The sequence below is a fragment of the Dechloromonas hortensis genome (assembly GCF_009469765.1).
Lineage (GTDB): Bacteria > Pseudomonadota > Gammaproteobacteria > Burkholderiales > Rhodocyclaceae > Azonexus > Azonexus hortensis.
Map to the genome: position 1 here is coordinate 283,486 of NZ_SSSQ01000003.1, position 25,683 is coordinate 309,168.

Here is a 25,683-nt window from a genome sequence, read left to right on the forward strand (position 1 = left end):
TTTTGTACTACCAGGTGTTTTCCTCGTGACCGGCAAAAATCAGCGGGTGATTGGCTTGTAGCGAATCCGCTTCGGCTTGGCGCCTTCTTCACCCAGGCGCTTGCGCTTGTCTTCCTCGTATTCCTGGTAGTTGCCGGCGAAGAAACTCCACTGCGAATCGCCCTCGGCGGCCAGGATGTGGGTACAGATGCGGTCGAGGAACCAGCGGTCGTGCGAGATGACCAGCGCGCAGCCGGCGAATTCGAGCAGGGCGTCTTCCAGGGCGCGCAGCGTTTCGACGTCGAGGTCGTTCGACGGTTCGTCGAGCAGCAGGACATTGCCGCCGGCCATCAGCGTCTTGGCCAGGTGCAGGCGACCACGTTCGCCGCCCGACAGGTTGCCGACCAGCTTGCCCTGATCGGCACCCTTGAAGTTGAAGCGGCCGATGTAAGCACGCGACGGCATTTCGAACTTGCCGATTTGCAGGATGTCGCGGCCTTCGGCCAGTTCGTCGAATACGGTTTTCGAACCGTCCAGGCAGTCGCGCGACTGGTCGACGTAAGCCATCTTGACCGTGGGGCCGATCACGACATCGCCGGAATCCGGCTGCTGCTGGCCGGTGATCATCTTGAACAGGGTCGATTTACCGGCACCGTTCGGGCCGATGATGCCGACGATGGCACCAGCCGGGATGTTGAAGGACAGGTTGTCCATCAGCAGCTTGTCGCCGAAGGACTTGGTGACGCCGTTGAATTCGATGACCTTGTCGCCCAGGCGCTCGCCGACCGGAATGAAGATTTCCTGCGTTTCGTTGCGCTTCTGGTATTCCTGGCTCGACATTTCCTCGAAGCGCGACAGACGGGCCTTGGACTTCGCCTGGCGCGCCTTCGGATTGGAGCGGACCCATTCCAGCTCCTGCTTCATCGCCTTCATGTGGGCGTCGATCTGCTTGTTTTCGGTTTCCAGGCGGGCTTCCTTCTGCTCCAGCCAGGACGAATAGTTGCCCTTCCAGGGAATGCCGTGGCCGCGGTCGAGTTCGAGGATCCATTCGGCGGCGTTGTCGAGGAAGTAGCGGTCGTGAGTGACGGCGACGACGGTGCCCGGGAAGCGGACGAGGAATTGCTCCAGCCATTCGACCGATTCGGCGTCGAGGTGGTTGGTCGGTTCGTCGAGCAGCAGCATGTCGGGCTTGGAGAGCAGCAGCTTGCACAGCGCGACGCGCCGCTTTTCACCGCCGGACAGGTTGCCGATCTTGGCATCCCACGGCGACAGGCGCAGTGCATCGGCGGCCAGTTCCATCTGCGCTTCGGTGTCCGAGCCGGCGGTGGCGATGATCGCTTCGAGGCGGGCCTGTTCTTCGGCCAGCTTGTCGAAGTCGGCTTCCGGATCGGCGTAGGCGGCATAGACCTCGTCCAGCTTGGCTTGGGCCTGCATCACTTCGCCCATGGCGGATTCGACTTCCTCGCGCACGGTCTTTTCCGGATCGAGCTGCGGTTCCTGCGGCAGGTAGCCGATCGAGACGCCGGCCAGATGCTGCACTTCGCCGTCGTATTCCTTGTCTACGCCGGCCATGATCTTGAGCACGGTCGATTTGCCGGCCCCGTTCAGGCCGAGCAGGCCAATCTTGGCGCCGGGAAAGAAGGAGAGGGAAATGTCCTTGATGATCTGCCGCTTGGGCGGGACGATCTTGCTGACACGCAACATCGACATTACATATTGAGCCATTGAGTCTGCCTGTATGAGTTATTTGAAAAGAGTTTGCGGAAAGGTGGTCAGTAGCCGCCAATATCAACGATGGCGTCAACCACCAGGCGGCCACCGAGGGTGATCAGCAGGATATCCGAGCCGACACGAACGTAACGATGGCCGCGGGGTGGCGGCTGCATGCGGTAAGCCAGCTCGCGGGGCAGGTCGAAGTAAACGACGCTGCTGGGTAGCGGCCGCCCTTTCTGCCATTTTTTTGCCTGACCCGGCGGTAAGCAGCCATTTTGCTTCTTGGCCAGCCCGGGCGGGCAGTGGCCGCTACTGAACTGCGGGCCATAGTAGTCGTGAATGACCGAGCGATGCGAGTCGCCAAAGTAAATTTCGATGGATGGGCTGCCCCGGTCACGATCATCGCGATAGAGCCGGTCATCCCGGCGATCGTCGTAGCGTTCTTCATGGCGCTCGCCATGGTCGTGACCATGATCGTGGCCGTGCTTGCCTCCCTTGTCGGCCAGGGCTGTGAAACTAGCAAGCAGGGTTGTGCAGATGAGCGCCAGCAAACGGATGGAGGGTCGGGAGCTCGCGCTCATAAGCTTGTTCAAAAATGGAAAGCACGAAGTCTACGAGGCTTCGTGTCGCTTGAACAGTCCCGGTCTTCGTGGAGGCCGCCTGGCGGCCTCCGGGGTCAGGTCAGGGCGCTGACCGGAAGGCCTAGGTCGCGATGCATCAAGACGGCCGGTGCATCGACGCGAGGGCAAAGGCGCAGTTCACCGATTTGCTGGAAGCCGAATTCACGCTCGTAGAAACGTGCATGGCGTGGATTGACTTCAATCAGGGCATCGGTTGCCGCAAATACTGCGTGGGCGTAATGATGGGCAGCCGCAAACAGGGTGAGCAACAGGTGGCGGGAGCTAAACTCGGGATCGACGGCAAAGCGGGAAAATTCGCAGATCGTCCGGCCTCGTCCGCGCAGGCTTTCTACCTCGCGGGCATAGAGCGCTTCTGAAAGCAGGCCATGATGGGAGTCTCGGCCGAGGGCAAGGGTGGCGATCAGGTCGTCATCCTGCCAGGCAGCCAGGGCGACCCGGTTGGGGTCGTCCAGGTGGTCTGAAATGTTATCGGTCAGGTAGCCACGCCAGGCATACATGCGGCGAACAAGCAGGCTGGCGGCGCGGCGTTGATGGTGGTCGGCAACCGGTTTGACCAGCAATGCGCCGGCCGAGGTCGTCGAGACAGCCCCGGGGCGGCTTGGGATGTTTATGCTGATCGAATCGCGGGGGGCAGAGAAATGCATTATGGGATTCTATGGTGTGCTGGGAAAGCTTTCAACCGGCAATCGCGGCTATGGGTAGGGAAACTTCGCTTAGGGGTTTGATTGGGTGCTGCTTTTCGGCAGAGATCGCATTGATATCTCCGCAGAGTTCGCCGCCTTCGTCAATAACCAGTTTGCCGTAGCGGATCTTGCCGCTGACCTTGCCGGTGCTGTGGATGATCAACTGCGAACGTGCGGTCAGTTCGCCTTCAAAATTGCCATGAATTTCGGCAATGTCGATACTGACCTTGCCGGCGAATGAGCCTTGGTCGGCAATCCGGATGACCCGACTATCCATGGTTGCTTCGACACGTCCTTCGACGACCAGGGTATCGCAGTCAAGAATTTCCGCACCTTTCAGTTTGACATCCGGACCAACAATCAGACGAGCACCCATCGTGCTTTCGCTCATCGGTTCGGTCACGTTTGCGGGTTGCGGGGTTTTTGAGGCGACAGAGGTGCTTTGTGGCAAGCCTTTGTCGCTTGACTCGGTTGTGGCTTGCGTGATCGTCGGGGCGGTGCCAAGGATGTTGCGAACATCCTTTTTGGTGATGACGTCGTTGCGATTGGTCAGGCTGGGTTTGTTGAACATGAGGGAAGCTCCGTGGTCTGATGTGGCGGCAATTGGCACTTCCCATTGCGATTAGCGTGCCAGTAAAAAAAATTCTTTTTATATCATGCGGATACCGCAATTTTATTCGCTCGCCACTGGGCGCTGATACAGTATGTGTCGCTAATTGGCGACATCAGATTGATGAGCCGGGGCAAAGCCGTGCTATGACTGAAATCAGTTTGTCGGCAAAAGGCGACTGTGTGTTTAATGTATTGATTTTAAACAGTTTTGTAATTGACATTGGAATTGAAAAAATGCGGCGTTATCAGTCGTTGCTGTCGATAATCTGAGCGCTGCGGTCTACACTGTTATTTTTGCTAAAACCGATTGCATGCTTCGAATTTCCTTTCGCCGGGTGATGCTGGCCGGCTTTGTTCTGATCATTCTGCTGCTGGGTGGAATGGCCGTGCGCAGTTGGTTGGTGGTCGAGCGCTTTGTCAGCCAAAGTCGCCAGGGCGGTGAATTGGCGCTGCAACTGACGGCTTCGATCCAGGAACTCGGTGAAAGTACGGTTGATGTCGAGCGTAGCGCCAGGCAGTTTCTGGTCCTCGGCGATCCGGTCATTCGTCAGCGTTTCGATGAAAACATTGCGCATTCACTGGGCGCTGTTGATCGACTTGAGTTGATTGCCGCCGCGCCACTGGGTGCCTTGCTTGCCGATTGGCGGGCAAGCGCGGAGCAATTGAAAATTGGCCTCGATGGTGGGATGCATAAAGCCGAGCTTGCTCCCCTGCTGGCCCGTCTGGTTCAGATCAACGAGGATATGAAAGCGGTTGGGCAGCATTGGGTGGAGTTCCAGAATGCCCAGGTTTTGCTTGAGCTTGAGCGCAACCGCTTGCGCCTCGGCTGGCAGTTGATCGCTGCATTGCTCGGGGCGCTGGTGGTGGCGACGGCTATGGGCTGGTGGTTGATGCGGCCGATGCGGCATTTGGAGCGGGCGATTACCCGGCTCGGCGAAAAACGCTTCGATGAGGCGGTGCTGGTCGGCGGGCCGGCTGACCTACGTCAGCTTGGTCGGCGCCTGGATTGGCTGAGGCTGCGTCTGGCTGAACTGGAGGCCGATCGCGAACGAATGTTGCGCCATGTCTCGCATGAGTTGAAAACGCCGCTTACGGCACTGCGTGAAGGTGTTTCGTTGCTCCGGGAAGAGGTGCCGGGGCCACTGGGCGACTCGCAGCGTGAGGTGGTTGAAATCCTGCAGCACAATGTTCTGGCCTTGCAACGCCAGATCGAAAGCCTGCTCAGTCTTAATGCCGCCTCCTTTGAGGCGCGCCGGCTTGAATTCTCGTCGGTTTCCCTGCGGGCTTTTCTGAGCGAGGCCGTGCGCCGCCGCGAATTGCAAGCCCAGGCCCGGCATCTGAGTCTGCGGGTCGAGGCGGTAGACAGCGAGGTTAGCGTTGATGCGGCAAAGCTGGCTGTGGTGGTCGACAACCTGCTTTCCAACGCCATTGATTTCAGCCCCGAGGGCGGGGAAGTCTGCGTGCGAGCGACGCTGGAGGATGCTGGGGTGCGCCTGGAGTGCGCCGACCAGGGGCCGGGGGTGGCATCGGAAGACGTCGAGCGAATTTTTGAGCCATTTGTCCAGGGGCAGCGGCGGGCACCGATGCCGCGCCGGGGGAGTGGTGTCGGACTATCCATTGTTCGTGAACTGGTCAGGGCGATGGGAGGACAGGTTGGCTTGCTGCCGAGTAATCGAGGCGCGCATTTTTATGTGGATATACCGAATGAACGACAATAGAAAGATCGGCATCTTGAGGTACTGGTTGCCGATTCTGCTGGCTCTGGCGCTGTTTGGCTGCGCCAGCGAGCCGAAACCGGTGAGTAGTCCGCCGATGCCTGAGTCCGGTGTGATGCCGGCGTTGAGTTACTACCAGATGCTGCATCGGATGTCGGCCGCCGAGATCGGACGCGAGCGCATGGTGCTCGCCGCCTTGCCGATGACCCCTTACGGCCAGTTGCGGATGGCCATGGTGCTCGGCCACCCGCGCGTGCAACAGGATTACGGACGGGCGCTCGGGTTGCTCGATGGTGTGCTCAAGTCCGCCGACCCCGCTGCGCAACCCTTGCAACTATTGGCCCGCTTGCTGGCTGACAACTATCAGGAGCGTCAAAAAATGGAATCTCAACTTGAAAAGCATGGCCAGCAACTGAAAGAGAGTCAGCGCAAGGCCGCCGAGCTGCAGGAGAAAATTGATGGTCTGGCCGATATCGAACGGACCTTGCCGCAACGGCCGCGGGCACCGCGTGCAATGACGCCGGGAGTGGCACGATGACGGTGGGCGTAAATGAGGGGGCTCATATTCTGGTCGTCGATGACGACGAGGATATCCTGCGTCTGCTGTCGATGCGTTTGCGGGCTCGCGGTTTTCGCGTCTCGGCGGTAGCCTCGGCCGAGGAGGCATTGACGCACATTGCCGTCGATACGCCGCGCGTCGTCGTCAGCGACGTCCGACTGCCGGGGCGTGACGGCCTTGCCTTGTTCGAGGAAGTCCATAGCACCCGTCCGACCTTGCCGGTTATCCTGCTGACGGCACATGGCACGATTCCGGATGCGGTCGACGCAACATCGCGGGGCGTTTTCGGTTATCTGACCAAACCCTTCGACAGTCAGTTGCTGCTCGAAAAGATCGATCAGGCGTTGCAACTGTCCGCCCCGGGTATGTCCGGCGATACCGCCAACTCACTGGCTTCGGGCATGCAATCGGAAGCATGGTTGGCCGGCATCGTCTTTCGCAGTACGCGGATGGCTGGTTTGATGTCCGAGGCGCGCATGGTCGCTGCATCTGATGCCAGCGTGTTGATTCGCGGAGAGAGCGGGACTGGCAAGGAAGTCCTGGCGCGCGCCATCCATCGGGCCAGTCCGCGTGCGAACGGACCTTTTGTCGCGATCAACTGCGGTGCCATTCCCGAGCAGTTGCTGGAGTCCGAATTATTCGGCCATGTCAAAGGCGCCTTTACCGGGGCCGGCAATACACGGATCGGCCTCTTTCAGTCGGCCAATGGTGGCACGCTCTTTCTCGATGAGATTGGCGACATGCCGCTGGCGCTGCAGGTCAAGCTGCTGCGGGTGCTACAGGAGCGGATGGTGCGGCCGGTCGGCGCGACCCGTGCCGAACCGGTCGATGTCCGTCTGCTTTCGGCGACGCATCGTGACCTCGATGCGGCAATGGCCGACGGGCAGTTCCGGGAGGATCTCTACTATCGCCTGGATGTCGTATCGCTGACCTTGCCGCGTCTGGAAGAGCGGCGTGAGGATATTCCGCCGCTGGCGGCGCATTTTGTCCAGCAGGTTGCCGGCAAATACGGCAAGCCGATCAGCGGTTTTGCCCCGGATGCACTTGAGGCGCTGGCGACGGCGGCCTGGCCCGGTAATGTGCGGCAGCTATATAACGTGGTCGAACAAAGCTGCGCCCTGACTTCGACGCAGTTGATTCCGCTATCGCTGGTACAGCGCGCCTTGCGCTTGCCAACCATGGAGGCGCTGACTTACGGTGAGGCGAAGCAGCGTTTCGAGCGCAGTTATCTTGTCCAGTTGCTCAAGCTGACCGACGGCAATGTGGCTGATGCAGCCCGCATCGCCGAGCGTAACCGTACCGAGTTCTACCGTTTGCTGCAGAAATACGACCTGACGCCGGCCATGTTCCGCAGTGACGGCGATGGCGTCGCCGAGCGGTGACAGTCGTTTGCCCCGTTAAATAAGGCGTTGCTGGCGGGACGGGAATCGGCTGTCGCCAGCGGGCGACGAAAAATACCGCTCATATTTTGCAAAATTTTTGCATGTTGTTGATTTGTATATATAAAAATAGCTGGCACGAAGTTCGCAATATGCCTTTTGTGTTCAATATCAAAAGGAGCTAAACATGAGCAACCGTAAAGGAATAGCTGCGACAGTGCTGGTCTTTGGCCTGCTGGCCGGCTTGGGTTTCACTGCCTTCGCGACGGATAACCCGCAAGCTGCCGCATTATCGGCTGGCGAGGTGCCGGATGCGACGCTGAATGATCGGGTCGAAACCTTGCTACGCACCGATATCGGACTGGCGGGCGGTCAGTTCCGGGTGCAAACCAAAGCCGGTATCGTGACGCTGGCCGGTAGCGTGCCTGATGAGCATGCGTTGCGGCGGGCGCTGGATCTGGCTAGCAGCGTCAAGGGGGTGCGGGAGATCCGTAACAGCATGGTGGTCGAATCCCCAAAGTAGTTGCGGAGCGCAGACCCGGCCTGTGGTCGGGTCTGGTCAGATTGATTCCAGCGTTACCAGGAGCGCTCCCTCATCAACTGTATCGCCCTCTGTGACATGAATGGCGACGACCCGACCGGCGTAGGGGGAAGGAATATCCAGGGCAACCTTGCCTGTTTCCAGTGTCAGGATGTTGTCGTCGCGTTCGATCAAATCATCAATTTTTACCAATAATTCAAGGATGAAGACATTGCCGCTGGCGCAGGAGCCGCAGCTTTCCCAGCACTCCGGATACTTGGGCATTCTGATGAAATTGGCGCGCATTACACATTTTCCTTGGAAACCCTTGCATTCTACGCATTCATCCGTATAATGCGCGGCTCTGACAGCGCGCCCGTAGCTCAGTTGGATAGAGTATCTGGCTACGAACCAGAGGGTCGGGCGTTCGAATCGCTCCGGGCGCGCCATCAGGCCAATGTTCAATTAATTGGATGTTGGAAAAGCAGTAGAAGCAAATTGTAGAAAACAGCGCGCCCGTAGCTCAGTTGGATAGAGTATCTGGCTACGAACCAGAGGGTCGGGCGTTCGAATCGCTCCGGGCGCGCCAACTACATGATGCAAAAGCACTTAGGCCAATCTTTGATTGGCCTTTTTGCTTTTTGCACGAGAAATCCTGGCTTGGCTGCCCACTCCGGGTTTTCTGCGAATCATCATCTCCCAACCTTGATTCCTTCGGATCTGTTCCTCGCATTTCACCCCAAGACATTCTCTTGCTTTCTGCGCAAGACGACTCGGCATCGCTGATTCCTTTTCCGGGGCTTGTGCAGGGCGCTCCGAATCCTGCCTGCGACCTAGGGTAATACCCGGTTCCCCCGCTGCCAGCGAGGCTCTAAGCTGTTTGCAAAAGAAGAATGCAGACTAAGAGGTCGTTGGCAATGATGTATCCGATGGAGCCAGGCTCCAGTTTTAAAACGATCAACCTGGATTACTTGCTGACCAATTTGGGAGGGAATGCCGGGGCTGCCAAAAGGCTGGTTGGCATGTATCTGAGCAATCAGCCGACCCTGCTGGACTCACTTGATCAAGGCATCAGCAACACGGATTTGCATGCCATCAAACAAGCCGTACATGACATCCGCGGCAGTTGCGTCCTGTTTTCGGCGAATACCTGCCTGGTTCTGGCGCGCCGGATTGAGGACGGATTGCGCCAAATGGCGCCTGATACGCTGCCTGGCGGAGTTCTGAACGATGACTTGATGGCCGATTGCCTAAGTCTTCGTCAAGCGGTGGTGGCGATGGGGGAGGAATTGCGAACGGTGCTGGCAGTTGAGTTGCCGGGAGCAGACTGATGTGTCAGGTGATCAGTCCGTACTGCATCGCGTAACGGGTCAGGCCGGTGACATCGTGTACGCCGATTCTTTCCATCAATTGAGCACGATGGAATTCGACGGTTTTCGGGCTGATCTGGAGATCGCGGGCGATTTCCTTGGTGGTTTTGCCGGAAGCGACAAGGCGCAGGATTTCTGTTTGGCGAACGGTCAGTACGGTGCTGCCGGCATGGTCGCCGTCCGGCAGGCGGTGATTCAGTGTTTCCTGAACGCGCGGCGACAGGAAGCAGCCGTTCTTGGAGACCGTTTGAACCGCAAGTTGCAACTCCGCGAGGAGGAAGTCTTTCAGCAGGTAGCCGTTGGCGCCGGCCGCCATGGCCTGTTCGATGATCTCGTGACGGTCGATGCTGGACAGGATGAGGATTCGGGTGGCCGGGTCGAACTGACGGATGGCTTTGGTGACCTCGATACCCGACGGGCCGGGCATGGCGATGTCGAGAACCGTGATGTCGGGCTTCTGGCGCCGAACTTCGGCGATCGCCTGGTTGCCGTCGGCGCATTCGGCAATGACTTCGTGCCCGGGCAGCGATTCGAGCAGAGCGCGAACCCCGGCACGAACCAGCAACTGGTCGTCAGCGAGAATGATCCGGAGCGTTTTCATGCGGGGTGGAGTATGTCAAACGGGCTGAATTGTAGCGGATGGAGTTGCTGAGTGCGCCGTTCTTTCTGGCCTTTTCAGTGTCGCGGGTAGTTTTCAAAGAGATTCGCCTGGCCGTTGTTGGTAAGAGTCCCGGATTGATGTCAGGAGAGTCGGTGGTGGAGAGCGAAATAATGATGCTGGTACGTCGGGCGATTGCTGGGGCGAAGATTCTTCTGGTCGAAGATAATCCGGTGAATCAGGAGGTTGCCCTGTTCATTCTCGAAGACTTTGGTTTGCATGTCGACGTCGCTGAAAACGGCAGTCTTGCGCTGGCAAGATTGCAGGCGGTGGCATCGGGGCATTATGACCTGATCTTCATGGACATGCAGATGCCGGTGATGGATGGTCTGACTGCCACCCAGGAGATCCGCAAGAATCCCGATTTCGGCAAGTTGCCGATCGTGGCGATGACGGCCAATGTCACGCCCGAGGACCGGCAGGGCTGCTTTCAGTCCGGGATGAATGACTTTGTCAGCAAGCCGATCTTCCCGGAAGAATTGGCCAAGGTGCTGCTGCGCTGGATTCCGCCACGGGCAGCAGGCGATCTGGCCTGGGTGGCGACATGAGCCCAGGTTGGGGCGCGGGCCTGACACGGTGTGGTAGGAAAGAAGAGGGGGGGGGCGATTCTGGGTTAAGATTGGTGCAGTGCACAAATTGCTTGACATGCCCTTCGGGTTGGCTAGAATGAAGTCATGTTGCGGTGCAGCAAATATATAAGCAGCACCCAAGAATTACCCCAACCCCAACGGAGAATTTACCATGATCACCAAACCTGAAGATTTCGCCAAGTCTGGTTTCAACTTCGCCCTGTTCTTTGCCAATACCGCTTTTGACGGCGTCGAACGTCTGGCCCTGCTGAATCTGGCAGCCGCCCGTTCGGTCTTCGAAGTCGCCATGTCCAACTTCACGACCCTGCTCGGCGCCAAGGATGTCCAGTCCTTCGTCGCACTGCAAAAGACCTTTGCTACCCCGTCCATCGAGAAGGGCATGGAATATTCGCGTAACGTGATCGCCATCGCTTCCGAAACCAAGGACAAGATCGCCAAGGAAGTTGAAACCCAGGTTGCCGACACCAACGCCAAGGTTTCCGGTCTGGTTGAAAAGGCTCTGGCTGCTGCCCCGGCGGGTTCCGAAGTGGCTGTCGCTGCCGTCAAGACCGCCATCAAGTCGGCCAACGAAGCTTACGAAGGCCTGAACAAGGTTGCCAAGCAAGCTGCCGAAGTGGCCGAAGCGAGCGTTGCCGCTGCGACTGCTGCGACCGTCAAGGCCAGCAAGGCTGCCTGATTGCTTCGCTAAGCAAGCATGAAAAAGCCGGAGCATGCTCCGGCTTTTTTTCGTCTGCTGTTTCCCGAGTCGCCGGTGGGCGGCTTACTTCCGGTTGGCCCGGACCAGCTTACCCTTGCCGCCGCGATTGCCGCGACAGATTTCCAGGCGTTCGCCCTTGAGTTTGCCGGCAGCACCATCGACGACCGGCACGATGTCTTCCAGCGCCGTCTTGCCCGGGGCGGCGTCGATCAGCTTGAGGCCGCGGCCTTTGGCGAGCAGGCGGACTTCTTCGAGATTGAAGACCAGCGCCCGGCCATCCTTGGTAATGCAAGCGATTTCGCCGTCGGCCGGGGAAGGCATGAAGACGGCGGGGGCTTCGTTGTCGCCCAGTGACAGGAAGGCCTTGCCGGCCTTGCCGCGCGACATGAAGTCGCTGCCCTGGCAGCGGAAGCCGTAGCCGCCGTCGGCCGCCACCAGATAGGTCTTGTCGTTCGAGACGGCCAGGGCCAGGCAGGGCTTGCCGCCTTCCTGGAAGTCAGCCAGCGAGGTGGCCGGAATGCCGTCCCCCTTGCCGCCGGGAATGTCCGAGGCCGGGATCGAATAGGCGCGGCCCTTGGTATCGAGCAAAATCAGGTGGTCGACCGTCCGGCACGGCAGACAGGCGAGCAGGCTGTCGCCGGAACGGAAGGTCAGTTGCGTCGGGTCGATGCTGTGGCCCTGGCGCGAGCGCAGCCAGCCGTGTTTGGAGACGATCAGCGTCGTCGGTTCATCAACGATGGAAACGGTCTTCGCATCCGACATCGTCACCTTGGCGTCGGCTTCGATCAGCGTGCGGCGGTCGTCGCCGTACTTCTTGGCATCGGCCTCGATTTCGCTGGCGACGCAGGCGCGCAGCGCTTCTTCCGAACTCAGCAGGTGGTTCAGGCCGGCCGCTTCGGCGCGCAGCTTGGCCAGTTCCTCGCCGATCTTGATGCCTTCCAGGCGTGCCAACTGGCGCAGGCGGATTTCGAGGATGTCTTCGGCCTGGATTTCGGACAGCTTGAAGTGCGCCATCAGATCGGCCTTGGGGTCGTCCGATTCGCGGATGACCTTGATGACGCGGTCGATGTCGAGCAGGATGGCCTGCCGGCCTTCGAGAATATGGATGCGCTTTTCGGCGGCCGTCAGGCGGTGGCGGGTGCGCCGCTCGACGGTGGCCAGCCGGAAGCGGCACCATTCCTCGATCATGCTGTACAGCGACGCCTGGCGCGGCGTACCGGTGACGCCGAGCACGGTCAGGTTGATCGAGGCGTTGGTTTCGAGGCTGGTGTGGGCGAGCAGCATGCGCACCAGATCGTCCTGGCCCTGGCGCGACGAAGCTGGCTCGATGACCAGGCGGACGTCGTGTTCCTTGCCCGATTCGTCACGCACACCGCTTTCCGAAATGGCCGACAGGAAGGCGGCTTTCAGGTTCAGCTGTTCCGGCGTGAATACCTTCTTGCCGGCCTTTTCCTTGGCCACCGGGTTGGAGCAGGCCTCGATCTCCGACATCACGGTCGCCGTCGACACGCCTGGCGGCAGTTCGGTGATGACCAGACGCCACTGGCCGCGCGCCAGATTCTCGATCTTCCATTTGGCACGGACGCGCAGGCTGCCGCGGCCGCTCTTGTAGGTGGCGGCGATTTCCTCGGGCGAGGAGATGATCTGCGCGCCGCCCGGGTAATCGGGGCCGGGAATCAGCGCCAGGACTTCGTCTTCGCTGAAATTCGGGTTTTTGACGAGGTTGACCGCAGCATTCGCCACTTCGCGCAGGTTGTGGGCCGGGATTTCGGTGGCCATGCCGACCGCGATGCCGGAGGCACCGTTCAACAGGCAAAAGGGCAGGCGGGCCGGGAGCAGGGCCGGTTCATCGTTGGCGCCGTCGTAGTTGGGCTTCCAGTCGACCGTGCCTTCGTCGAGTTCGGCCAGCAGCAGCTCGGCAATCGGCGTCAGGCGGGCTTCGGTGTAACGCATGGCGGCGGCGTTGTCGCCGTCGCGCGAGCCGAAGTTGCCCTGGCCATCGACGATCGGGTAGCGCAGGCTCCAGTCCTGCGCCATGCGGACCATGGCGTCGTAAACCGACGAATCGCCGTGCGGGTGGTATTTACCGATCACGTCACCGACCACACGGGCCGATTTGACGTGGCGCGGGCTCTTGTACAGGCCCATCCGGTGCATGGCGTAGAGGATGCGGCGCTGCACCGGCTTCTGGCCGTCGGCGGCCGAAGGCAGGGCGCGACCGGTGACGACGCTCATCGCGTATTCGAGATAGCGGCGGGCGGCGTAGTCGGCCGGCGAGGGGATATCGTCGGCCGGGCCGTTGGCTGAGGGCGGCAGATCGGGCGGTTGACCGGCCGCCAGATCAAGTTGCTCGGCAGGCAAGCCGGCGGCCGGGGTGGCGGTGGGCTGGGGCTGTGCTGCCTGGGCGTTCGGGTCGAATAGATTGAGTTGGTCGGTCATGGTGTCCTGCAAATCCGATCACGGGCTCATCGGAGCGCGTGGGGTTTAATTTTGAGGGCGAATTGTTGCGCGCTTTCTCGCTGGCGACAACACGCGATTGGCTGCTTCAGGCTTTGCTGGCCCGGCCACGCCTGGCCTTGGGTGCTGTCTCCCGCTGGGCGGCCAGGCGCTTGAGCAGTTCGGCCGCCGGCTCGTCGGCCGGGTCTTGCGGCACCAGTTCGCCGCGAAAGGCTTTGGCGAGCAGGGCCGGGGTCAGTTGGCCGACTTGGCGGCGGGCGGCGGCGAGCCGGGCTTCGAGACGGTCGGCGAAGGCGAAGAGGAGTTCGAAGCGGCGGACGATTTCGGTTTGTTCGGCAATCGACGGAATTTCGATTTGAAGTTCTTTAAGTCGCGACGCTTTTATGCCCGCTACAGTTGAGCCTGTAGATTGCTCAATCAGTTGCGCTTGGAATTGATCGCTTTGCAAGGCGACTGCGGCATAAGAACCGAAAATCTGCTCATTAAACTGGAGGCAGATGATTCGTTGCGCCAAAGCGAACTTAAAATCCCAATTGATCACCGCGACGTTGCCTAGTGGGGCTTCCGTAGTGATAAGAACATCACCTTTCGAGGGAAAGCCGCGTGTCATCCAACCATCATAGGCCGACTCGGAGATGAACTCTCGTGGCTCAAAACTAATGAAGCCTCTGCGTACGTTTTTTGCTGTTATCAGTGGGGTACCACTAGCTGTTTTTGTCGGCGTTTTACCGCGGTAATCGATAAATTTTGCTACCGATCCTAATCTGGCGGAACTCCACTTGCGTGGAGCCTTGTCTCGCCAATCCTCTGTTAGCTGTCCCGAAGTGGCGGCGGCGAGGATGGACTGGCGGAAGCGTTTGAGCAGAGCCGGGAGGCGGTCGAGGCGGTCGCGGCAGGCATCCACCCGCGCCAGCACGCTGTCGAGTTTGTCGGCGATGCGTTTTTGTTCGGGGAGTGGGGCGAGGGGGATTGGGAGTCTTTTTAGCTGCTCAGTTTCGATGCTTTCAACAGTTGTTCCCGACTTGGCGCAACCGTTCAGTATTGCTCTTTGCTGTGACTTGAGGTTGTAGGCCAGATAGCGTGTATTGAAAGCCGCAGTTGGGGTAATAGCCTTGATGTCTTGATTGATAGTGGCCGGATTTCGCGTGATTGCAACCGGAAAGGTATGCGACAGGATGCCGCTTCTGGTCACCATCAGAATTGATCGGGCCGGAAGTAGGTTCATGCCTCCGTCACTAATTGCTGTTTCAGATATTTGATCTTCTGAACCAGCAAGATCGAATACCTTCATGTCTTTGGGCGATACCCAAGGCACTGTTCCATTGGCCCAAAAACGCGGCTCGGCCTTGCTTGGTGTTTTACCGCCGACCAAGTCGCCGATTTCGGCAATATTGGTTGCGGCCCAACCGCTAGGCAGCCCGCTCATTCCTCCACCTCGCCCAACTCCTTCAAAATCGCCTGCAATTCCGCCAGCGCGCCTTCCAGTTCGCCTATTGCTTCCTTCGCCAGCACGGCCGGCTCCGGCAGGTCAGCGGCGTCTTCGGCGTTGTCGTCTTTCAGCCAGGCGATGTCGAGGCTGTCGGCGCGTTCCCTGATCCATTCGCGGCTGAAGCTGCGGTAGCGGCTGGTTCCATTTTCGGGTGCTTTTGCCGGTTGACCGTAGCATTGCTCGAAATCGGCGAAATGCTCGCGGGTGAGCGGCGTGCGTTTGCCGAAGCGGGGCATGTTGGCACGCAGGTCGTAAACCCACACATCTTTCGTGCTGCCGGTGGCGTGCTGGCTGACTTTGTCGAAGAACAGCACATTGGTCTTGACGCCTTGGGCGTAGAAGATGCCTGTGGGCAGGCGCAGGATGGTGTGCAGGTTGCATTTGTCCATCAGGTCGCGCCGGATGTCGGCGCCGACGCCGGCTTCGAAGAGCACGTTGTCGGGGAGGATGACGGCGGCGCGGCCGCCATCTTTCAAATGCCGATAGATGTGCTGGACGAAGGCGAGCTGCTTGTTGCCGGTGCGGTGCGTGAAGTCGTCGCGGGTCGGGCCGCCGCCGCCTTTGGCAGTGCCGAAGGGCGGATTGCTCAGGATGATGTCGCTTTTGGGCAGGCTGCTGCCGGCGTTGCCGAGCGTGTTGCCGAGGTGGATGACGCCTTCGGCATCGCCTTCCATGCCGTGCAGCAGGCAGTTCATCAGCGCCAGACGGCGGGTGCCGGGGACGAGTTCCATGCCGATGAAGGCTTTGTTGCGCTGGAATTCGCGCTGCTTTTCGCTAAGGTCGTAGTAGTTGTCGGTTTTGGATTTGATCCAGGCGTCGGCGGCGATCAAAAAGCCGGCGGTGCCGGCGGCCGGGTCTTGGATGGTTTCGCCGGCTTGCGGGTTGATCAGCGCGACGATGCAGTCGATCAGCGGGCGCGGCGTGAAGTATTGGCCGGCGCCGGACTTGGTTTCGCTGGCGTTCTTTTCGAGCAGGCCTTCGTAGAGGTCGCCGAGGCCGTCGCGTTGGGCGGAGTACCAGTCGATACCGTCGATGCTCTTGATCAGTTGTTCGAGGTGGCGCGGTTCCTTGAGCCGGGTCTGCGCGTCGGCGTAGATGGCGGAAATCAGCGGGTCGGTGCTTTGCGACAGGTCGAGCAGCATGGCGCGGTAGTGGTTGAGCAGGTTTACGCCGCTCAGTTTCTCGATGTCCGGCCAGCGTGCGCCTTCCGGCAACTTGTGGCCGAGCATGACGCCGCTCTGGGCGTTTTCGTGTTCCATCTTGATGAACAGCAGCAGGACCAGTTCGGTAACGTAGTCGGAATAGTTGATGCCGTCGTCGCGCAGGACGTCGCAGAGGTTCCAGAGTTTCTGGACGATTTCGTTGTTGCTCATGGGTGTTCCGGGGTTTGTACGATGGCGGCCGCGCCGGTGGCGGGCCAGAGGATTTGATAGCGGGTGTTGCGACCGCCGCCGGGCAGCTTGACCAGGCAGCCCTTGGCGACGAGGTCGGTGAGATGGCGGGTGGCGGTGGCTTTGCTGACCTTGGCGACGGCCTGGTATTGGGCGGCGCTGATACCCTGGGCGAAGCCGCCGCGCTCGGCCTGGTCGCCGTCGAGCAGGCGGTTGAGGACCTTGATCTGTTCCGGGCCGAGGCCGTGCTGGCGGTGTTGCAGCCAGAACTGGCTTTTGCCGAGGACGCGGTCGATCTGCGCTTCGGCATCGGCGATGGCTTGCTGCAGGGTGCTCAGGAACCAGCGTAGCCAGGGGGTGAGGTCGAGTGATTCGCTGATTGCTGCGGTCGACGCCAGTTTTTGGCCATTTTCCAAATGCTGGTAGTAGCCCTTGCGGTCGGCCAGGATGGCGACGGACATGGCGTAGAAACGGATGCTTTGCTGTTCGCCCTGGGCCAGCGCGAGATCGGTCAAGGCCCTGGTGATGCGGCCGTTGCCGTCGTCGAAAGGGTGCAGGGTGACGAACCAGAAGTGGGCGATGGCGGCGCGCAGCAGCGGGTCGAGCGTAGTGTCGCTGCGGCTGGCGTTGAACCAGGCGACGAATTCGGCAATGCGCGCCTCCAGCCCGTCACGCGGCGGGGCTTCGAAGTGCACGGTGGGGCGGTCGATGCGGCCGGAGACGACTTGCATCGGGTCGTTGCCGCGCCAGTCGCCGATGCGGATTTTCTGGCCCAGGAAGCCGTCATCACCGGCAAACAGCCAGCTGTGCCATTGCAACAGGCGGGCTTCGCTCAGCGGGGCATCGAGATTGGTGGTGGCGTCCCACATGATGCGTGCCAGCCCTTCGCTGCGCGCCTCGGGTTGCGTGCTGCCGGCATCGAGGCCGAGGCGGCGGGCCAGACTGGAGCGTACCGATTCGACATTGAGCCGTTCGCCTTCGATGGCGCCGGAATTGACGATGTTCTGCAACAGGGCATCCAGGCTGAATTCGGCTTGCAGCGTTTGATCGCCGGTGCGCGTGCGCCCGAGTAACCGGCCCTGGGCGATGGCAACCTGGCGCAACAACGGAGTAAGCGTTTCAGCCTGCCAGTCGAAATGGGGCCAGTCGGGGTGTTGCCAGATCCAATGGGACATGAGGGGGGGAGATATTCAAGTCGATGAGCCGAATGTTAACATTATTCGGCTCATGTGTTGAGCCGAATGGTGCGGTGATTCGGCTCAGGCTGCACTCGACCACAGGCCATCGGCCAGCGTTTCGAGCACATTATCCAGCTTGCCGCCGAGCATGGCATCGAGCCGCTTGGCACCGCCGTCGGTGGCGAAGGCGCGGTTGACGAATTGCTGGTCGATGACGACTTCGTGGTGCAGTTGCTTGGCGAGGCGGTCGAGCCATTTGCGTTGTACGGGCGTCCAGGCGGTGAAGCTGAAAATGCCCTGCATGGCCCGGGCGACGCGCTGCTCGAAGGGGAGCAGGGCTTCGCCGAGTGCGGCCTGGCGGATGTAGCCAATGATGCTGGCGGCGATGTCCTGGTTGCTGCGGTTGCGCCAGGCGGTTTGCAGGCGGGCTTCGGAGTAGCCGTGTTCGTCGAGGAGCAGGCGGACTTCGCGCAGTTGCTCACGGCTCAGGTCTTTCGGGCGATTGACCACGACACTCAAGGCGGTGGACTGGTTGAGTTGCTGCTGGATGAAGTGGTTGAAGCTGTCGAGGTAGTCCTCGGGCTTGCTGTAACTGCCGTAGCTTTGTTCGCGGGCGAGCAGTTCGTCCTTGTGGCCGGAGATGATGGGCTTGTAGGCGCTGCCGATCATCAGCCGGAGGCCTTCGACTTGGGCGATCAGCGATTTTTGCTGTTTCAGCCAGTCCACCGCAGCAGTCGGCCCCAGCTCGCGCAGGTACTTGTGGAGGATGGCGGGGGCGACGCCCCAGTGTTGTTCGAGTTCGTCGAGCCGGGTTTTTATCTCGGGCTTTTTCTCGGCATGGTGCGTGGCGCTGCGCAGGACGCGCATGAGCTTCTGGCTGATGGCGTCGAGAACATCGTGGGCGTGGTGGATGCCGGCACGGCTGCCGGGCGCGGTGAAGCTGGCCGGGTTGTCGAGTTCGCCGACCAGTTGTTCGAGTGTGATGTTCGGGTCTTTGACCAGCGGCTGCATGGTGTTGACCGCTTCGAGCGCCTTGTAAATATCGACCGGGTCGTAGATTTTGAAGACGGTTTTGCCGATGTCGTCGCAGCGGCGGGTGGCGCGGCCGATCATCTGTTCGTAGAGGATGCGCGAACGAACGCGGCGCATGAAGACGATATGGCTGATGGCGGGGACGTCAATGCCGGTGGTGAGCAGATCAACGGTGATGGCGATGCTGGGGTAACGCTCGTTTTTGTAGCGGGCGATGAGTTGCTTGATCTTGTCCGACTGGCCAGTGATTTTGCGGACGGCGGCTTCGGCGTATTCGTCGCCGTATTTTTCCTTGAAGGCAGCGTCGAGCAGGCGCTTGACCATGTCGGCGTGCAGGTCGGTGGCGCAGAAGATCAGGGTTTTTTCTTGGCTGAACGGATCGATTTCTTCGACCAGTTGTTCGCAGATGACACGGTTGAAGTCTTCGCTGATGACGCGGCGGTTGAAACTTTCGACCTCGAATTTCAGTTCGTCTTCAAGTTCGGATTGCTCGATTTCGCCGGTGCCGAGGTCGATGGCGCTGACTTGCTCGCCCTTGGCGAACTTGATGCCGTGCTTGCTGAGCAGGGTTTCGTAGCGGATCGGCGGTTCGTGGTCGATCAGCCAGTCGTCGGCGACGGCTTCGCGGTAGGAGTAGGTGTAGACCGGGCGGCCGAAGATGTCGCTGGTGTGCTTGGCCGGGGTGGCGGTCAGCGCAATCCGGGTAGCGTCGAAATAGTCGAGAACGCGGCGGTAGGTCGAGAGGTACTGGGCCTGGTCGCGGACCTGCAGTTCGCCTTCGGACATTTCCTGATCGAGGGTGTAGCCGCGGTGGGCTTCGTCGATGATGATGCAGTCGAATTCGTCGATGCCCGGCGGGGAGTCGCTCTGGAAGATGCGCTTGACCATGGCCTGCACCGTGGCGACCTGGACGCGGGTTTCGGCTTCGGCGGCCATATCGCCCATTTCGGCGATGTTATAGGCCTTGGAGAGCGGCAGGTTTTGTTCGAGCGCAGCTTCGTCGAAGTTTTCCTGCGCTTGCTGGCCGAGGGCGCTGCGGTCGACGAGGAAGAGGATGCGCCGGAAGCGTTCGGCTTTCAGGAAGCGATACATCAGGCCGATGATGGTGCGCGTTTTGCCGGTGCCGGTGGCCATCGCCAGCAGGCAGTTGGGCTGGCCGGCGGCGAGAGCCGCTTCGACGGCCTGAATGGCGCGTTCCTGATAGTTGCGCAGGCGCAGGTAGGTGAAACCTTCCTGTTGCAGCCTGGTTTCGGCTTCACTCTTGCTGCGCGTCAGCATGTCCAGCAGGCCAGCCGGGGTGTGGAAATCCATCAGCGGCTTGGCGAGATTGGCCGGGCGGCGCACATCGCGGAACCAGGTGCCGCTCTGTTCAGCGAGCTGCTGCAGGTAGGGCCGGCTATTGCTGGAGTAAACGAAGGGAACTTCGAAGCGGCTGCTTTCGGCATCGGGCCAGCCACTGTGGTGGCCTTCGAGTTGCCATGCCGGTTGGGCGGCCGGCAATTGGCGGTAGCCGCGTGCATAACGTTCGGCCTGCGGAATCTTGCCGGCGACGTTGGCGTTTTGGCGCTTGGCTTCGACGACGGCGATCGGCGTCAGGCCGGCGAACAGAACGTAATCGGCGGCTTCCTTGCCGAGTGTCGGCCATTCGGCGATCGCTCGGTTTTTGCCCTTTTCCGGGCGTGCACCGCGGGCATAAGTGAGTTGCTGGGTATCGGCCTCCCAACCGGCCTGGATCAATTGCTGGTCAATCAGGATGCGGGTAAGTTCCTCGCTGAGTACCAGTTGTTTACTGGCATTCCCGGTGCTTTGGCTGACCTGTTGAGCCGCTTTCTGGCTGGCATCGACTTGCTTTTGCAGGGCTTGCAGTCGTTGCTCGAATTCCAGCCGGACGCGGTCGAGCACGGCGCCTTGTTCTTCCGCCAGGCTTTGGTAGGTGCGCGCTTCGGCATCCATCTGCGCGGCGAGGACGGCGTACTCTTCCTTTTCACGGGCGATCAGGGCGGCGACTTGCTGGTTGTTTTCAAGCGCGGTGGTTTTGTCGCCCAACTCGGCGCGCAGTTGGGCGATTTCACTTTGCAGCAAACGCAAGGCCTGACTGGGGTCGCTGGGTGCAATGAAAGGGCCGGGCTGAAAAGCAGCGCCGGCTTTGCCGAACGACTGATGAAACCAGACGGCAAGGGCGCGGGCCAGCTTGAGGCCATCCATCGCTTCCTTGTGTCGGGTACGAAACTGATGTGTTGCCTTGTTGCCCTCGATACGCAAGGTATGGAAGAGGTTGCGCACGGTGGCGTCGAGGCGGATTTCGCGCCCAAGTCGAGAGAGCAGATCGGCCTGCGTGGTTTCGTGATCGAACTCGACGCCGGCACGGGCGGCAATATCCTGCGCCAAGGCTTCGCCCAGCTGCCGCAGTTTGATCAGCGTGGTGTTGGGATCGGCTGCGAAGACCTGCTCGGCAGTGCCGGCGAGTTGCAGAAAGACCGGGTCGTGTTCGGCGAGAAAAGCGAAATTGCTGGAAATGATTGGGCCCCGGATTTATTGGCGGTTACTTGCAGACAGCATGGCCGGAAATTTAACGCACTTTGCCTCTGCCGGGCCAGTGCTTCGCCGTTTTGTAATGCCGATGGGGTGATTGGGGGCGGTTTACTAATTGTAAAAACCGCTTAATAAAAATTCACCAAGCTTGTCGCCAAATGCAACTAACATGAACTTAGGCCCGGTGATTTTTCCGGGCTGTGTATTTGTTCAATCCGTCGCGAAGGAGAAACAGCATGGGAATCTTCAGCAACATTCTGGCCAAGCTTGGTTTTGGCGATGAAAAGAAGGAAGTGGCGGCCGAGGCAGCACCGGCTGCCGTAGAGGCGCCCGCTGCCGCGGCACCGGTGGCGATCAGCGCGGTCGATGTCGTGGCCAGGCTGGAGGCGCTGGCGGCCGGGCATGCCGAGAAGCTCAACTGGAAGACGTCCATCGTTGATCTGCTGAAACTGCTCGGCCTGGACAGCAGCCTGGCGGCACGCAAGGAACTGGCGACCGAACTGGGCTGCCCGGCCGAGAAGATGGGCGATTCGGCACAGATGAACATGTGGCTGCACAAGACCGTGCTGCAGAAACTGGCCAATAACGGCGGCAATATCCCGGCTGAACTCCTTTAAGCAGGATTTCTGGCTGCCAAGAGCAAAAGGCCCGCTGGTCGCGGGCCTTCTGCTTTGTATTTGCAGCAAATCAACGGCTGCTCAGCGCCTTGGCGATGAAATGGCGGCCAACCCGCGGTTTCGGCACGCGTTCGTTGAACCAGGCGCGGACGTCCTCGTCCAGCCCGATGCCGTGCATGTAGTTGTAGAGCGCCTTGTTCAGCGCCTTGCCCAGACTGTTGTGGTCGACACCGGTCGGGTCGATGAATTCGACGTCGTTGCTGGCGAAGGTGATCGGCGGCAGCGGTTGCAGCTTGATGCCGTATTCGGCCGGATTGAGGCCGACCGGCGAATGCACGGTACAGGCGAAGCGGTGGAAGAAGCCGGACTGGATGCAGCCTTCGGCGAACAACTGGCGGACGTATTCGAGCGCATCGACGGTGTCCTGCACGGTCTGCGTCGGGAAGCCGTACATCAGGTAGGCGTGGACCAGCACGCCGGCTTCGCTAAAGGCCTTGGTGACGCGTGCGACCTGGTCGACCGAGACGCCTTTCTTCATCAGCTTGAGCAGGCGGTCGGAGGCGACTTCGAGACCGCCGGAGACGGCGATGCAGCCGCTGTCGGCCAGCTGGTTGCAGAGTTCCGGGGTGAAGGATTTTTCGAAGCGGATGTTGCCCCACCAGGAAATCGAGCGGTTGCGCTTTTGCAACTCGTCGGCCAGGGATTTCAGCGCTTTGGGCGGCGCGGCTTCGTCGACAAAGTGGAAGCCGGTCTGCCCGGTTTCGGCGATGATTTCTTCGATGCGATCGACCAGCAGTTCGGCCGGGGCGCCGTCGTAGCGGCCGATGTAGTCGAGGCTGACGTCGCAGAAGCTGCACTTCTTCCAGTAGCAGCCATGGGCGACGGTCAGCTTGTTCCAGCGCCCATCCGACCACAGGCGGTGCATCGGGTTGAGCATGTCGAGCAGCGACAGGTAGCGGTCGAGCGGCAGGCCGTCCCAGGTTGGCGTGCCGACTTCGGCGAAGGGAACGTCGGGCTCGCTGCTGTTGAAGTAGCGGACCTGGCCGTCGACGCGGGTGTAGGTGCGGACCAGGTTGAGGCGCGGCCGCGTGCCGTCGAGGTGTTCGAGCAGGGCGATGATCGGCTGCTCGCCGTCGTCGAGCGTGACGTAGTCGAAATAATCGAAGACGCGCGGCTCTTTCAGTTCGCGCAATTCGGTATTGACCCAGCCACCGCCGAGTACGGTGACGATGGCCGGATGGCGCGCCTTGATGCTTTGCGCGATGCGAAAGGCGGCATAGACCGAACCGGGGAAAGGCACAGAAAGCAGCACGGTTTGTGGATTGCTGCGGTCGACGGCCTGCAAAGTCAGTTTTTCGAGCGTCTGGTCGACCAGGCTGGGGGCTGCGGCCAGGGCGCGGGCCAGCGGCTCGAAAGTCGGCTGGCTGCGGGCCAGCGACTCGGCGTAGCGGACGAATTCGAAGCGCGCGTCGACGGCTTCGCGCAGGACGTCGGCCAGGTCGTTCAGGAACAGGGTGGCGAGATGGCGCGCCCGGTCCTGCACGCCGAGCGAGCCGAAGGCCCAGGCCAGCGGGTCGCCGCCTTCATCGTCGATATAGACGTCGAGTGAGGCGAAGCGCGGGCCTTCCGGCAGGAAATTGCGGCCGCAGATGCGGTGGCCGATCGACGGATCGCGCCCCTGCAGAAAGGCGATGGCCGGCGTAACGGTAGCGAGGTAACGCTCGAAATTTTCCGCGAAGCAGTGCAGCGAGGGCGAGCGCTTCTTGGCCGGCACCGCCTGCACCTTGTCGTGGATCGCCTGCAGGCCGGCCGGCGAAAACAGTTTGAGGACCAGTTGCAGCGCAATGTCTTCCTGCACGGCGTCGAAGCCGCGTGAACGAAGAAAGCCGGTCAGGTAGGCGGTCGACGGGTAGGGCGTGTTCAACTGCGTCATCGGCGGGATGACGGACAGAATGCGGCGCGGGCTGGCGGGCGTCATCGGCTGGCTCAAGGCGTCTTGGCGCTGGCCAGTGCCGGGCTGCCCGCCTGTCGGGCGAGCTTCTGGCGGATCAGCGGGATGGCGGCCTGGGCGGCGCGTTCGCCTTCGAGGATCGCATCGTGGCGGGCGGTGAAGTCCCAGGACTTGACGTAGGGCAGGTTGGGGCGGATGACGATGTCGGCCTCGCGCAGTTCATTGCGGCCGATGACGCCGCCCATGATGGTGATGGTCTGCCACATGACGCTGCTCAGGCTGTCGACCGGCTGGCCCTCGGGGCGGGCCGAGATATCGACGGCGATGACGAAGTCGGCGCCCATCTCGCGCGCCGCCTGGACCGGAACCGGGCTGCTCAGGCCGCCATCGACATAGGACTTGCCGGCAAACTGGGCCGGCTGGAAAACGCCGGGCACGGCGGCCGAGGCGCGCACGGCGAGGCCGCTGTCGCCGGTCCGGAAGACAACTCGCTCACCGCTCTTGAGGTCGGTGGCGACGGCGGCAAACGGCTTGTTCAGGCCTTCCAGCGGGCGGTTGCGCAGATGCTGATTGACGAAGCCCTGCAGCGCCTCGCCCTTGAGAAAGCCGCGTCCGCCCAGTGTCCAGTCGGCAAAGATGGTTTCGTCGAGCTGCTGGGCGATTTTCTGCATCGCGTAGGCATCGTGGCCGCCGGCATAGAGCGAACCGACCACGGCGCCGGCACTGGTCCCGACCACGTAGTCGGCGACGATGCCCTGCGATTCCAGCATCTTGATCACGCCGATATGGGCGAAGCCGCGCGCCGCGCCGCCGCCGAGGGCAAGGGCGATCTTGGGTTTGTGCGGAGCGACGGTTGTCGCTGGGCCGGGTTTGCCCGGCGCCACGGCGGCGCAGCCGGCCAGCCAGGCGATGGAGGCGGCGAGCAGGGCGCGGCGGAGAATCAGGGTGGGCTTCATGAATGCAATGTTGGGGGTAAGTATTTTCGGATAAGGCCGCTGGCTTGAGTTTGCCTTACTGGCACATGCGGCGGATTTCGTTTTCCTTGATCGCCTGCTCGACCTGGAACAGCACGGCATCGACATCGGCCAGATGTTCGTCGAGGACGACCTGGCCGGTCAGCACCTGATCGGGGCGGAGCAGGCCGCTTTCGTACAGGCTCCAGATTTCCTTGCCGTACTGGCTATCTTTCAGCGATGGGGCAAAGGCGCTGAAATAGCTGCGCAGGTTGATCACGTCGCGTTCCAGCATCTCGGCTGCTGCACTGTTGGCGGCGGCATCGATGGCCTGCGGCAAGTCGATGATGACCGGGCCATCGGCGCCGACCAGGATGTTGTATTCCGACAGGTCGCCGTGAATGATGCCGGCGCACAGCATGCGGACGACCTGGTTGACCAGCAGGGCGTGGTATTCCAGTGCCACTTCCTCGCTCAGCGCGACATCGTTGAGGCGTGGCGCGACGTTGCCCTCGCCATCGCTGACCAGATCCATCAACAGCACGCCCTCGAAACAGATGTGCGGTTGCGGCACGCGGACACCGGCCGCGGCCAGTCGGTACAGGGCATCGACCTCGGCGTTCTGCCAGACTTCTTCCTGCATCTGGCGGCCGTAGCGGCTGCCTTTTTCCATGGCGCGCGCCTGCCGGCTGTTCTTGACCTTGCGCCCTTCCTGGTAGGAGGCGGCCTTGCGGAAACTGCGCTGGTTGGCTTCCTTGTACACCTTGGCGCAACGGATGTGCTCACCGCAGCGGACGATATAGACGGTGGCTTCCTTGCCGCTCATCAATTGCCCCAACACCTCGTCTATAAGGCCTTCTTCAACGAGTGTGGTGAGTCTTTTTGGGGTTTTCATGGGCTTTCGGCGTCTCGGGGCAAGGGATTCAGGGGCGAATCAGACCACGGGTTCAACGCCATCTGGTGTGCC

At 60.8% G+C, this 25,683-nt stretch carries 23 protein-coding genes and 2 tRNA genes; 11 read left to right on the top strand and 14 right to left on the bottom strand.

Annotation, left to right across the window (positions count from 1 at the left end; translation table 11 throughout):
- Window positions 1-39: 39 nt before the first annotated feature.
- From ettA to GH663_RS07815, 4 genes are all read right to left on the bottom strand, one after another.
- Window positions 40-1,704, bottom strand: a complete 1,665-nt coding sequence (ettA, locus tag GH663_RS07800; protein ID WP_153131071.1) for an energy-dependent translational throttle protein EttA — start codon at window positions 1,702-1,704, stop codon at window positions 40-42.
- A 47-nt stretch (window positions 1,705-1,751) separates the two neighbouring features.
- Complete coding sequence (locus tag GH663_RS07805) at window positions 1,752-2,273, bottom strand: RcnB family protein (RefSeq protein ID WP_153131072.1); 522 nt, start codon at window positions 2,271-2,273, stop codon at window positions 1,752-1,754.
- 95 nt (window positions 2,274-2,368) lie between these two features.
- Window positions 2,369-2,977, bottom strand: a complete 609-nt coding sequence (locus tag GH663_RS07810) for an N-acyl amino acid synthase FeeM domain-containing protein (RefSeq protein ID WP_153131073.1) — start codon at window positions 2,975-2,977, stop codon at window positions 2,369-2,371.
- A gap of 31 nt (window positions 2,978-3,008) precedes the next feature.
- Window positions 3,009-3,587 (bottom strand): bactofilin family protein, encoded by a 579-nt coding sequence (locus GH663_RS07815; RefSeq protein WP_153131074.1) that lies wholly within the window; start codon window positions 3,585-3,587, stop codon window positions 3,009-3,011.
- A 32-nt stretch (window positions 3,588-3,619) separates the two neighbouring features.
- Between GH663_RS07815 and GH663_RS07820 the strand changes: the two genes are divergently transcribed.
- From GH663_RS07820 to GH663_RS07840, 5 genes are all read left to right on the top strand, one after another.
- The gene (locus GH663_RS07820; protein WP_153131075.1) at window positions 3,620-3,898 is read left to right on the top strand and encodes a hypothetical protein; all 279 of its coding nucleotides are present in this window, start codon (window positions 3,620-3,622) and stop codon (window positions 3,896-3,898) included.
- Window positions 3,899-3,966: 68 nt separating this feature from the next.
- Entirely contained in the window at window positions 3,967-5,346 is a 1,380-nt protein-coding gene (locus GH663_RS07825; protein WP_246181526.1) for a sensor histidine kinase, read from the top strand.
- Window positions 5,333-5,881, top strand: coding sequence for a permease (locus GH663_RS07830; RefSeq protein WP_153131077.1), 549 nt, complete (start codon window positions 5,333-5,335; stop codon window positions 5,879-5,881). Before GH663_RS07825 ends, GH663_RS07830 begins: the two co-directional genes overlap by 14 nt.
- Window positions 5,878-7,284 carry a sigma 54-interacting transcriptional regulator gene (locus tag GH663_RS07835; RefSeq protein WP_153131078.1) on the top strand — a complete coding sequence of 469 codons (1,407 nt, stop codon included), beginning with the start codon at window positions 5,878-5,880 and terminating at the stop codon, window positions 7,282-7,284. The genes GH663_RS07830 and GH663_RS07835 overlap by 4 nt, the downstream gene beginning before the upstream one ends.
- Before the next feature lie 184 nt (window positions 7,285-7,468).
- Complete coding sequence (locus GH663_RS07840; RefSeq protein WP_153131079.1) at window positions 7,469-7,804, top strand: BON domain-containing protein; 336 nt, start codon at window positions 7,469-7,471, stop codon at window positions 7,802-7,804.
- Between the two features lie 36 nt (window positions 7,805-7,840).
- Here the strand turns inward: GH663_RS07840 and GH663_RS07845 are convergent, their stop codons facing one another.
- Entirely contained in the window at window positions 7,841-8,107 is a 267-nt protein-coding gene (locus GH663_RS07845; RefSeq protein WP_153131080.1) for a biotin/lipoyl-containing protein, read from the bottom strand.
- A 66-nt stretch (window positions 8,108-8,173) separates the two neighbouring features.
- Here GH663_RS07845 and GH663_RS07850 point away from each other — a divergent pair.
- From GH663_RS07850 to GH663_RS07860, 3 genes are all read left to right on the top strand, one after another.
- Window positions 8,174-8,250 (top strand) — tRNA-Arg (locus tag GH663_RS07850).
- Window positions 8,251-8,313: 63 nt separating this feature from the next.
- Window positions 8,314-8,390: transfer RNA gene (locus GH663_RS07855), tRNA-Arg, on the top strand.
- Window positions 8,391-8,718: 328 nt separating this feature from the next.
- Window positions 8,719-9,132, top strand: a complete 414-nt coding sequence (locus tag GH663_RS07860; RefSeq protein ID WP_170291368.1) for an Hpt domain-containing protein — start codon at window positions 8,719-8,721, stop codon at window positions 9,130-9,132.
- 4 nt (window positions 9,133-9,136) lie between these two features.
- Here the strand turns inward: GH663_RS07860 and GH663_RS07865 are convergent, their stop codons facing one another.
- Entirely contained in the window at window positions 9,137-9,772 is a 636-nt protein-coding gene (locus GH663_RS07865) for a response regulator (RefSeq protein ID WP_153131082.1), read from the bottom strand.
- A 38-nt stretch (window positions 9,773-9,810) separates the two neighbouring features.
- Here GH663_RS07865 and GH663_RS07870 point away from each other — a divergent pair, with 38 nt between their 5' ends.
- A complete protein-coding gene (locus GH663_RS07870; protein ID WP_153131083.1) occupies window positions 9,811-10,377 on the top strand; it encodes a response regulator in 567 nt (188 codons plus the stop codon).
- A gap of 193 nt (window positions 10,378-10,570) precedes the next feature.
- Window positions 10,571-11,095: a phasin family protein gene (locus GH663_RS07875; protein WP_153131084.1), complete on the top strand. Its 525-nt coding sequence runs from the start codon at window positions 10,571-10,573 to the stop codon at window positions 11,093-11,095.
- Between the two features lie 84 nt (window positions 11,096-11,179).
- Here the strand turns inward: GH663_RS07875 and parC are convergent, their stop codons facing one another.
- From parC to hsdR, 5 genes are all read right to left on the bottom strand, one after another.
- Entirely contained in the window at window positions 11,180-13,555 is a 2,376-nt protein-coding gene (gene parC / locus GH663_RS07880; protein ID WP_153131085.1) for a DNA topoisomerase IV subunit A, read from the bottom strand.
- 106 nt (window positions 13,556-13,661) lie between these two features.
- Complete coding sequence (locus tag GH663_RS07885; RefSeq protein WP_153131086.1) at window positions 13,662-14,999, bottom strand: restriction endonuclease subunit S; 1,338 nt, start codon at window positions 14,997-14,999, stop codon at window positions 13,662-13,664.
- Complete coding sequence (locus tag GH663_RS07890; RefSeq protein ID WP_153131087.1) at window positions 14,996-16,435, bottom strand: class I SAM-dependent DNA methyltransferase; 1,440 nt, start codon at window positions 16,433-16,435, stop codon at window positions 14,996-14,998. The genes GH663_RS07885 and GH663_RS07890 overlap by 4 nt, the downstream gene beginning before the upstream one ends.
- Entirely contained in the window at window positions 16,432-17,628 is a 1,197-nt protein-coding gene (locus GH663_RS07895) for a Fic family protein (protein ID WP_153131088.1), read from the bottom strand. Before GH663_RS07895 ends, GH663_RS07890 begins: the two co-directional genes overlap by 4 nt.
- An 84-nt stretch (window positions 17,629-17,712) precedes the next feature.
- Window positions 17,713-21,195 (bottom strand): type I restriction-modification system endonuclease, encoded by a 3,483-nt coding sequence (hsdR, locus tag GH663_RS07900; RefSeq protein ID WP_153131089.1) that lies wholly within the window; start codon window positions 21,193-21,195, stop codon window positions 17,713-17,715.
- A gap of 236 nt (window positions 21,196-21,431) precedes the next feature.
- On the opposite strand from hsdR, the gene GH663_RS07905 reads away from it, so the two are divergent.
- Entirely contained in the window at window positions 21,432-21,812 is a 381-nt protein-coding gene (locus GH663_RS07905) for a DUF3597 domain-containing protein (protein WP_153131090.1), read from the top strand.
- Window positions 21,813-21,882: 70 nt separating this feature from the next.
- Here the strand turns inward: GH663_RS07905 and GH663_RS07910 are convergent, their stop codons facing one another.
- From GH663_RS07910 to GH663_RS07920, 3 genes are read right to left on the bottom strand one after another with little or no spacing between them, the layout of a single operon-like run.
- A complete protein-coding gene (locus tag GH663_RS07910; protein ID WP_153131091.1) occupies window positions 21,883-23,790 on the bottom strand; it encodes a B12-binding domain-containing radical SAM protein in 1,908 nt (635 codons plus the stop codon).
- Window positions 23,791-23,798: 8 nt separating this feature from the next.
- Window positions 23,799-24,719 carry a patatin-like phospholipase family protein gene (locus tag GH663_RS07915; RefSeq protein WP_153131092.1) on the bottom strand — a complete coding sequence of 307 codons (921 nt, stop codon included), beginning with the start codon at window positions 24,717-24,719 and terminating at the stop codon, window positions 23,799-23,801.
- A 55-nt stretch (window positions 24,720-24,774) separates the two neighbouring features.
- Window positions 24,775-25,611: a PA4780 family RIO1-like protein kinase gene (locus GH663_RS07920; RefSeq protein WP_153131093.1), complete on the bottom strand. Its 837-nt coding sequence runs from the start codon at window positions 25,609-25,611 to the stop codon at window positions 24,775-24,777.
- Window positions 25,612-25,683 lie beyond the last annotated feature (72 nt).

Excerpts from the sequence above, each read along its gene's own strand:
- ettA (WP_153131071.1), bottom strand. The coding sequence starts at position 1,704 with ATGGCTCAATATGTAATGTCGATGTTGCGTGTCAGCAAGATCGTCCCG.
- GH663_RS07805 (WP_153131072.1), bottom strand. The coding sequence starts at position 2,273 with ATGAGCGCGAGCTCCCGACCCTCCATCCGTTTGCTGGCGCTCATCTGC.
- GH663_RS07810 (WP_153131073.1), bottom strand. The coding sequence starts at position 2,977 with ATGCATTTCTCTGCCCCCCGCGATTCGATCAGCATAAACATCCCAAGC.
- GH663_RS07815 (WP_153131074.1), bottom strand. The coding sequence starts at position 3,587 with ATGTTCAACAAACCCAGCCTGACCAATCGCAACGACGTCATCACCAAA.
- GH663_RS07825 (WP_246181526.1), top strand. The coding sequence starts at position 3,967 with ATGCTGGCCGGCTTTGTTCTGATCATTCTGCTGCTGGGTGGAATGGCC.
- GH663_RS07830 (WP_153131077.1), top strand. The coding sequence starts at position 5,333 with ATGAACGACAATAGAAAGATCGGCATCTTGAGGTACTGGTTGCCGATT.
- GH663_RS07835 (WP_153131078.1), top strand. The coding sequence starts at position 5,878 with ATGACGGTGGGCGTAAATGAGGGGGCTCATATTCTGGTCGTCGATGAC.
- GH663_RS07840 (WP_153131079.1), top strand. The coding sequence starts at position 7,469 with ATGAGCAACCGTAAAGGAATAGCTGCGACAGTGCTGGTCTTTGGCCTG.
- GH663_RS07845 (WP_153131080.1), bottom strand. The coding sequence starts at position 8,107 with ATGCGCGCCAATTTCATCAGAATGCCCAAGTATCCGGAGTGCTGGGAA.
- GH663_RS07860 (WP_170291368.1), top strand. The coding sequence starts at position 8,719 with ATGATGTATCCGATGGAGCCAGGCTCCAGTTTTAAAACGATCAACCTG.
- GH663_RS07865 (WP_153131082.1), bottom strand. The coding sequence starts at position 9,772 with ATGAAAACGCTCCGGATCATTCTCGCTGACGACCAGTTGCTGGTTCGT.
- GH663_RS07870 (WP_153131083.1), top strand. The coding sequence starts at position 9,811 with ATGGAGTTGCTGAGTGCGCCGTTCTTTCTGGCCTTTTCAGTGTCGCGG.
- GH663_RS07875 (WP_153131084.1), top strand. The coding sequence starts at position 10,571 with ATGATCACCAAACCTGAAGATTTCGCCAAGTCTGGTTTCAACTTCGCC.
- parC (WP_153131085.1), bottom strand. The coding sequence starts at position 13,555 with ATGACCGACCAACTCAATCTATTCGACCCGAACGCCCAGGCAGCACAG.
- GH663_RS07885 (WP_153131086.1), bottom strand. The coding sequence starts at position 14,999 with ATGAGCGGGCTGCCTAGCGGTTGGGCCGCAACCAATATTGCCGAAATC.
- GH663_RS07890 (WP_153131087.1), bottom strand. The coding sequence starts at position 16,435 with ATGAGCAACAACGAAATCGTCCAGAAACTCTGGAACCTCTGCGACGTC.
- GH663_RS07895 (WP_153131088.1), bottom strand. The coding sequence starts at position 17,628 with ATGTCCCATTGGATCTGGCAACACCCCGACTGGCCCCATTTCGACTGG.
- GH663_RS07905 (WP_153131090.1), top strand. The coding sequence starts at position 21,432 with ATGGGAATCTTCAGCAACATTCTGGCCAAGCTTGGTTTTGGCGATGAA.
- GH663_RS07910 (WP_153131091.1), bottom strand. The coding sequence starts at position 23,790 with ATGACGCCCGCCAGCCCGCGCCGCATTCTGTCCGTCATCCCGCCGATG.
- GH663_RS07915 (WP_153131092.1), bottom strand. The coding sequence starts at position 24,719 with ATGAAGCCCACCCTGATTCTCCGCCGCGCCCTGCTCGCCGCCTCCATC.
- GH663_RS07920 (WP_153131093.1), bottom strand. The coding sequence starts at position 25,611 with ATGAAAACCCCAAAAAGACTCACCACACTCGTTGAAGAAGGCCTTATA.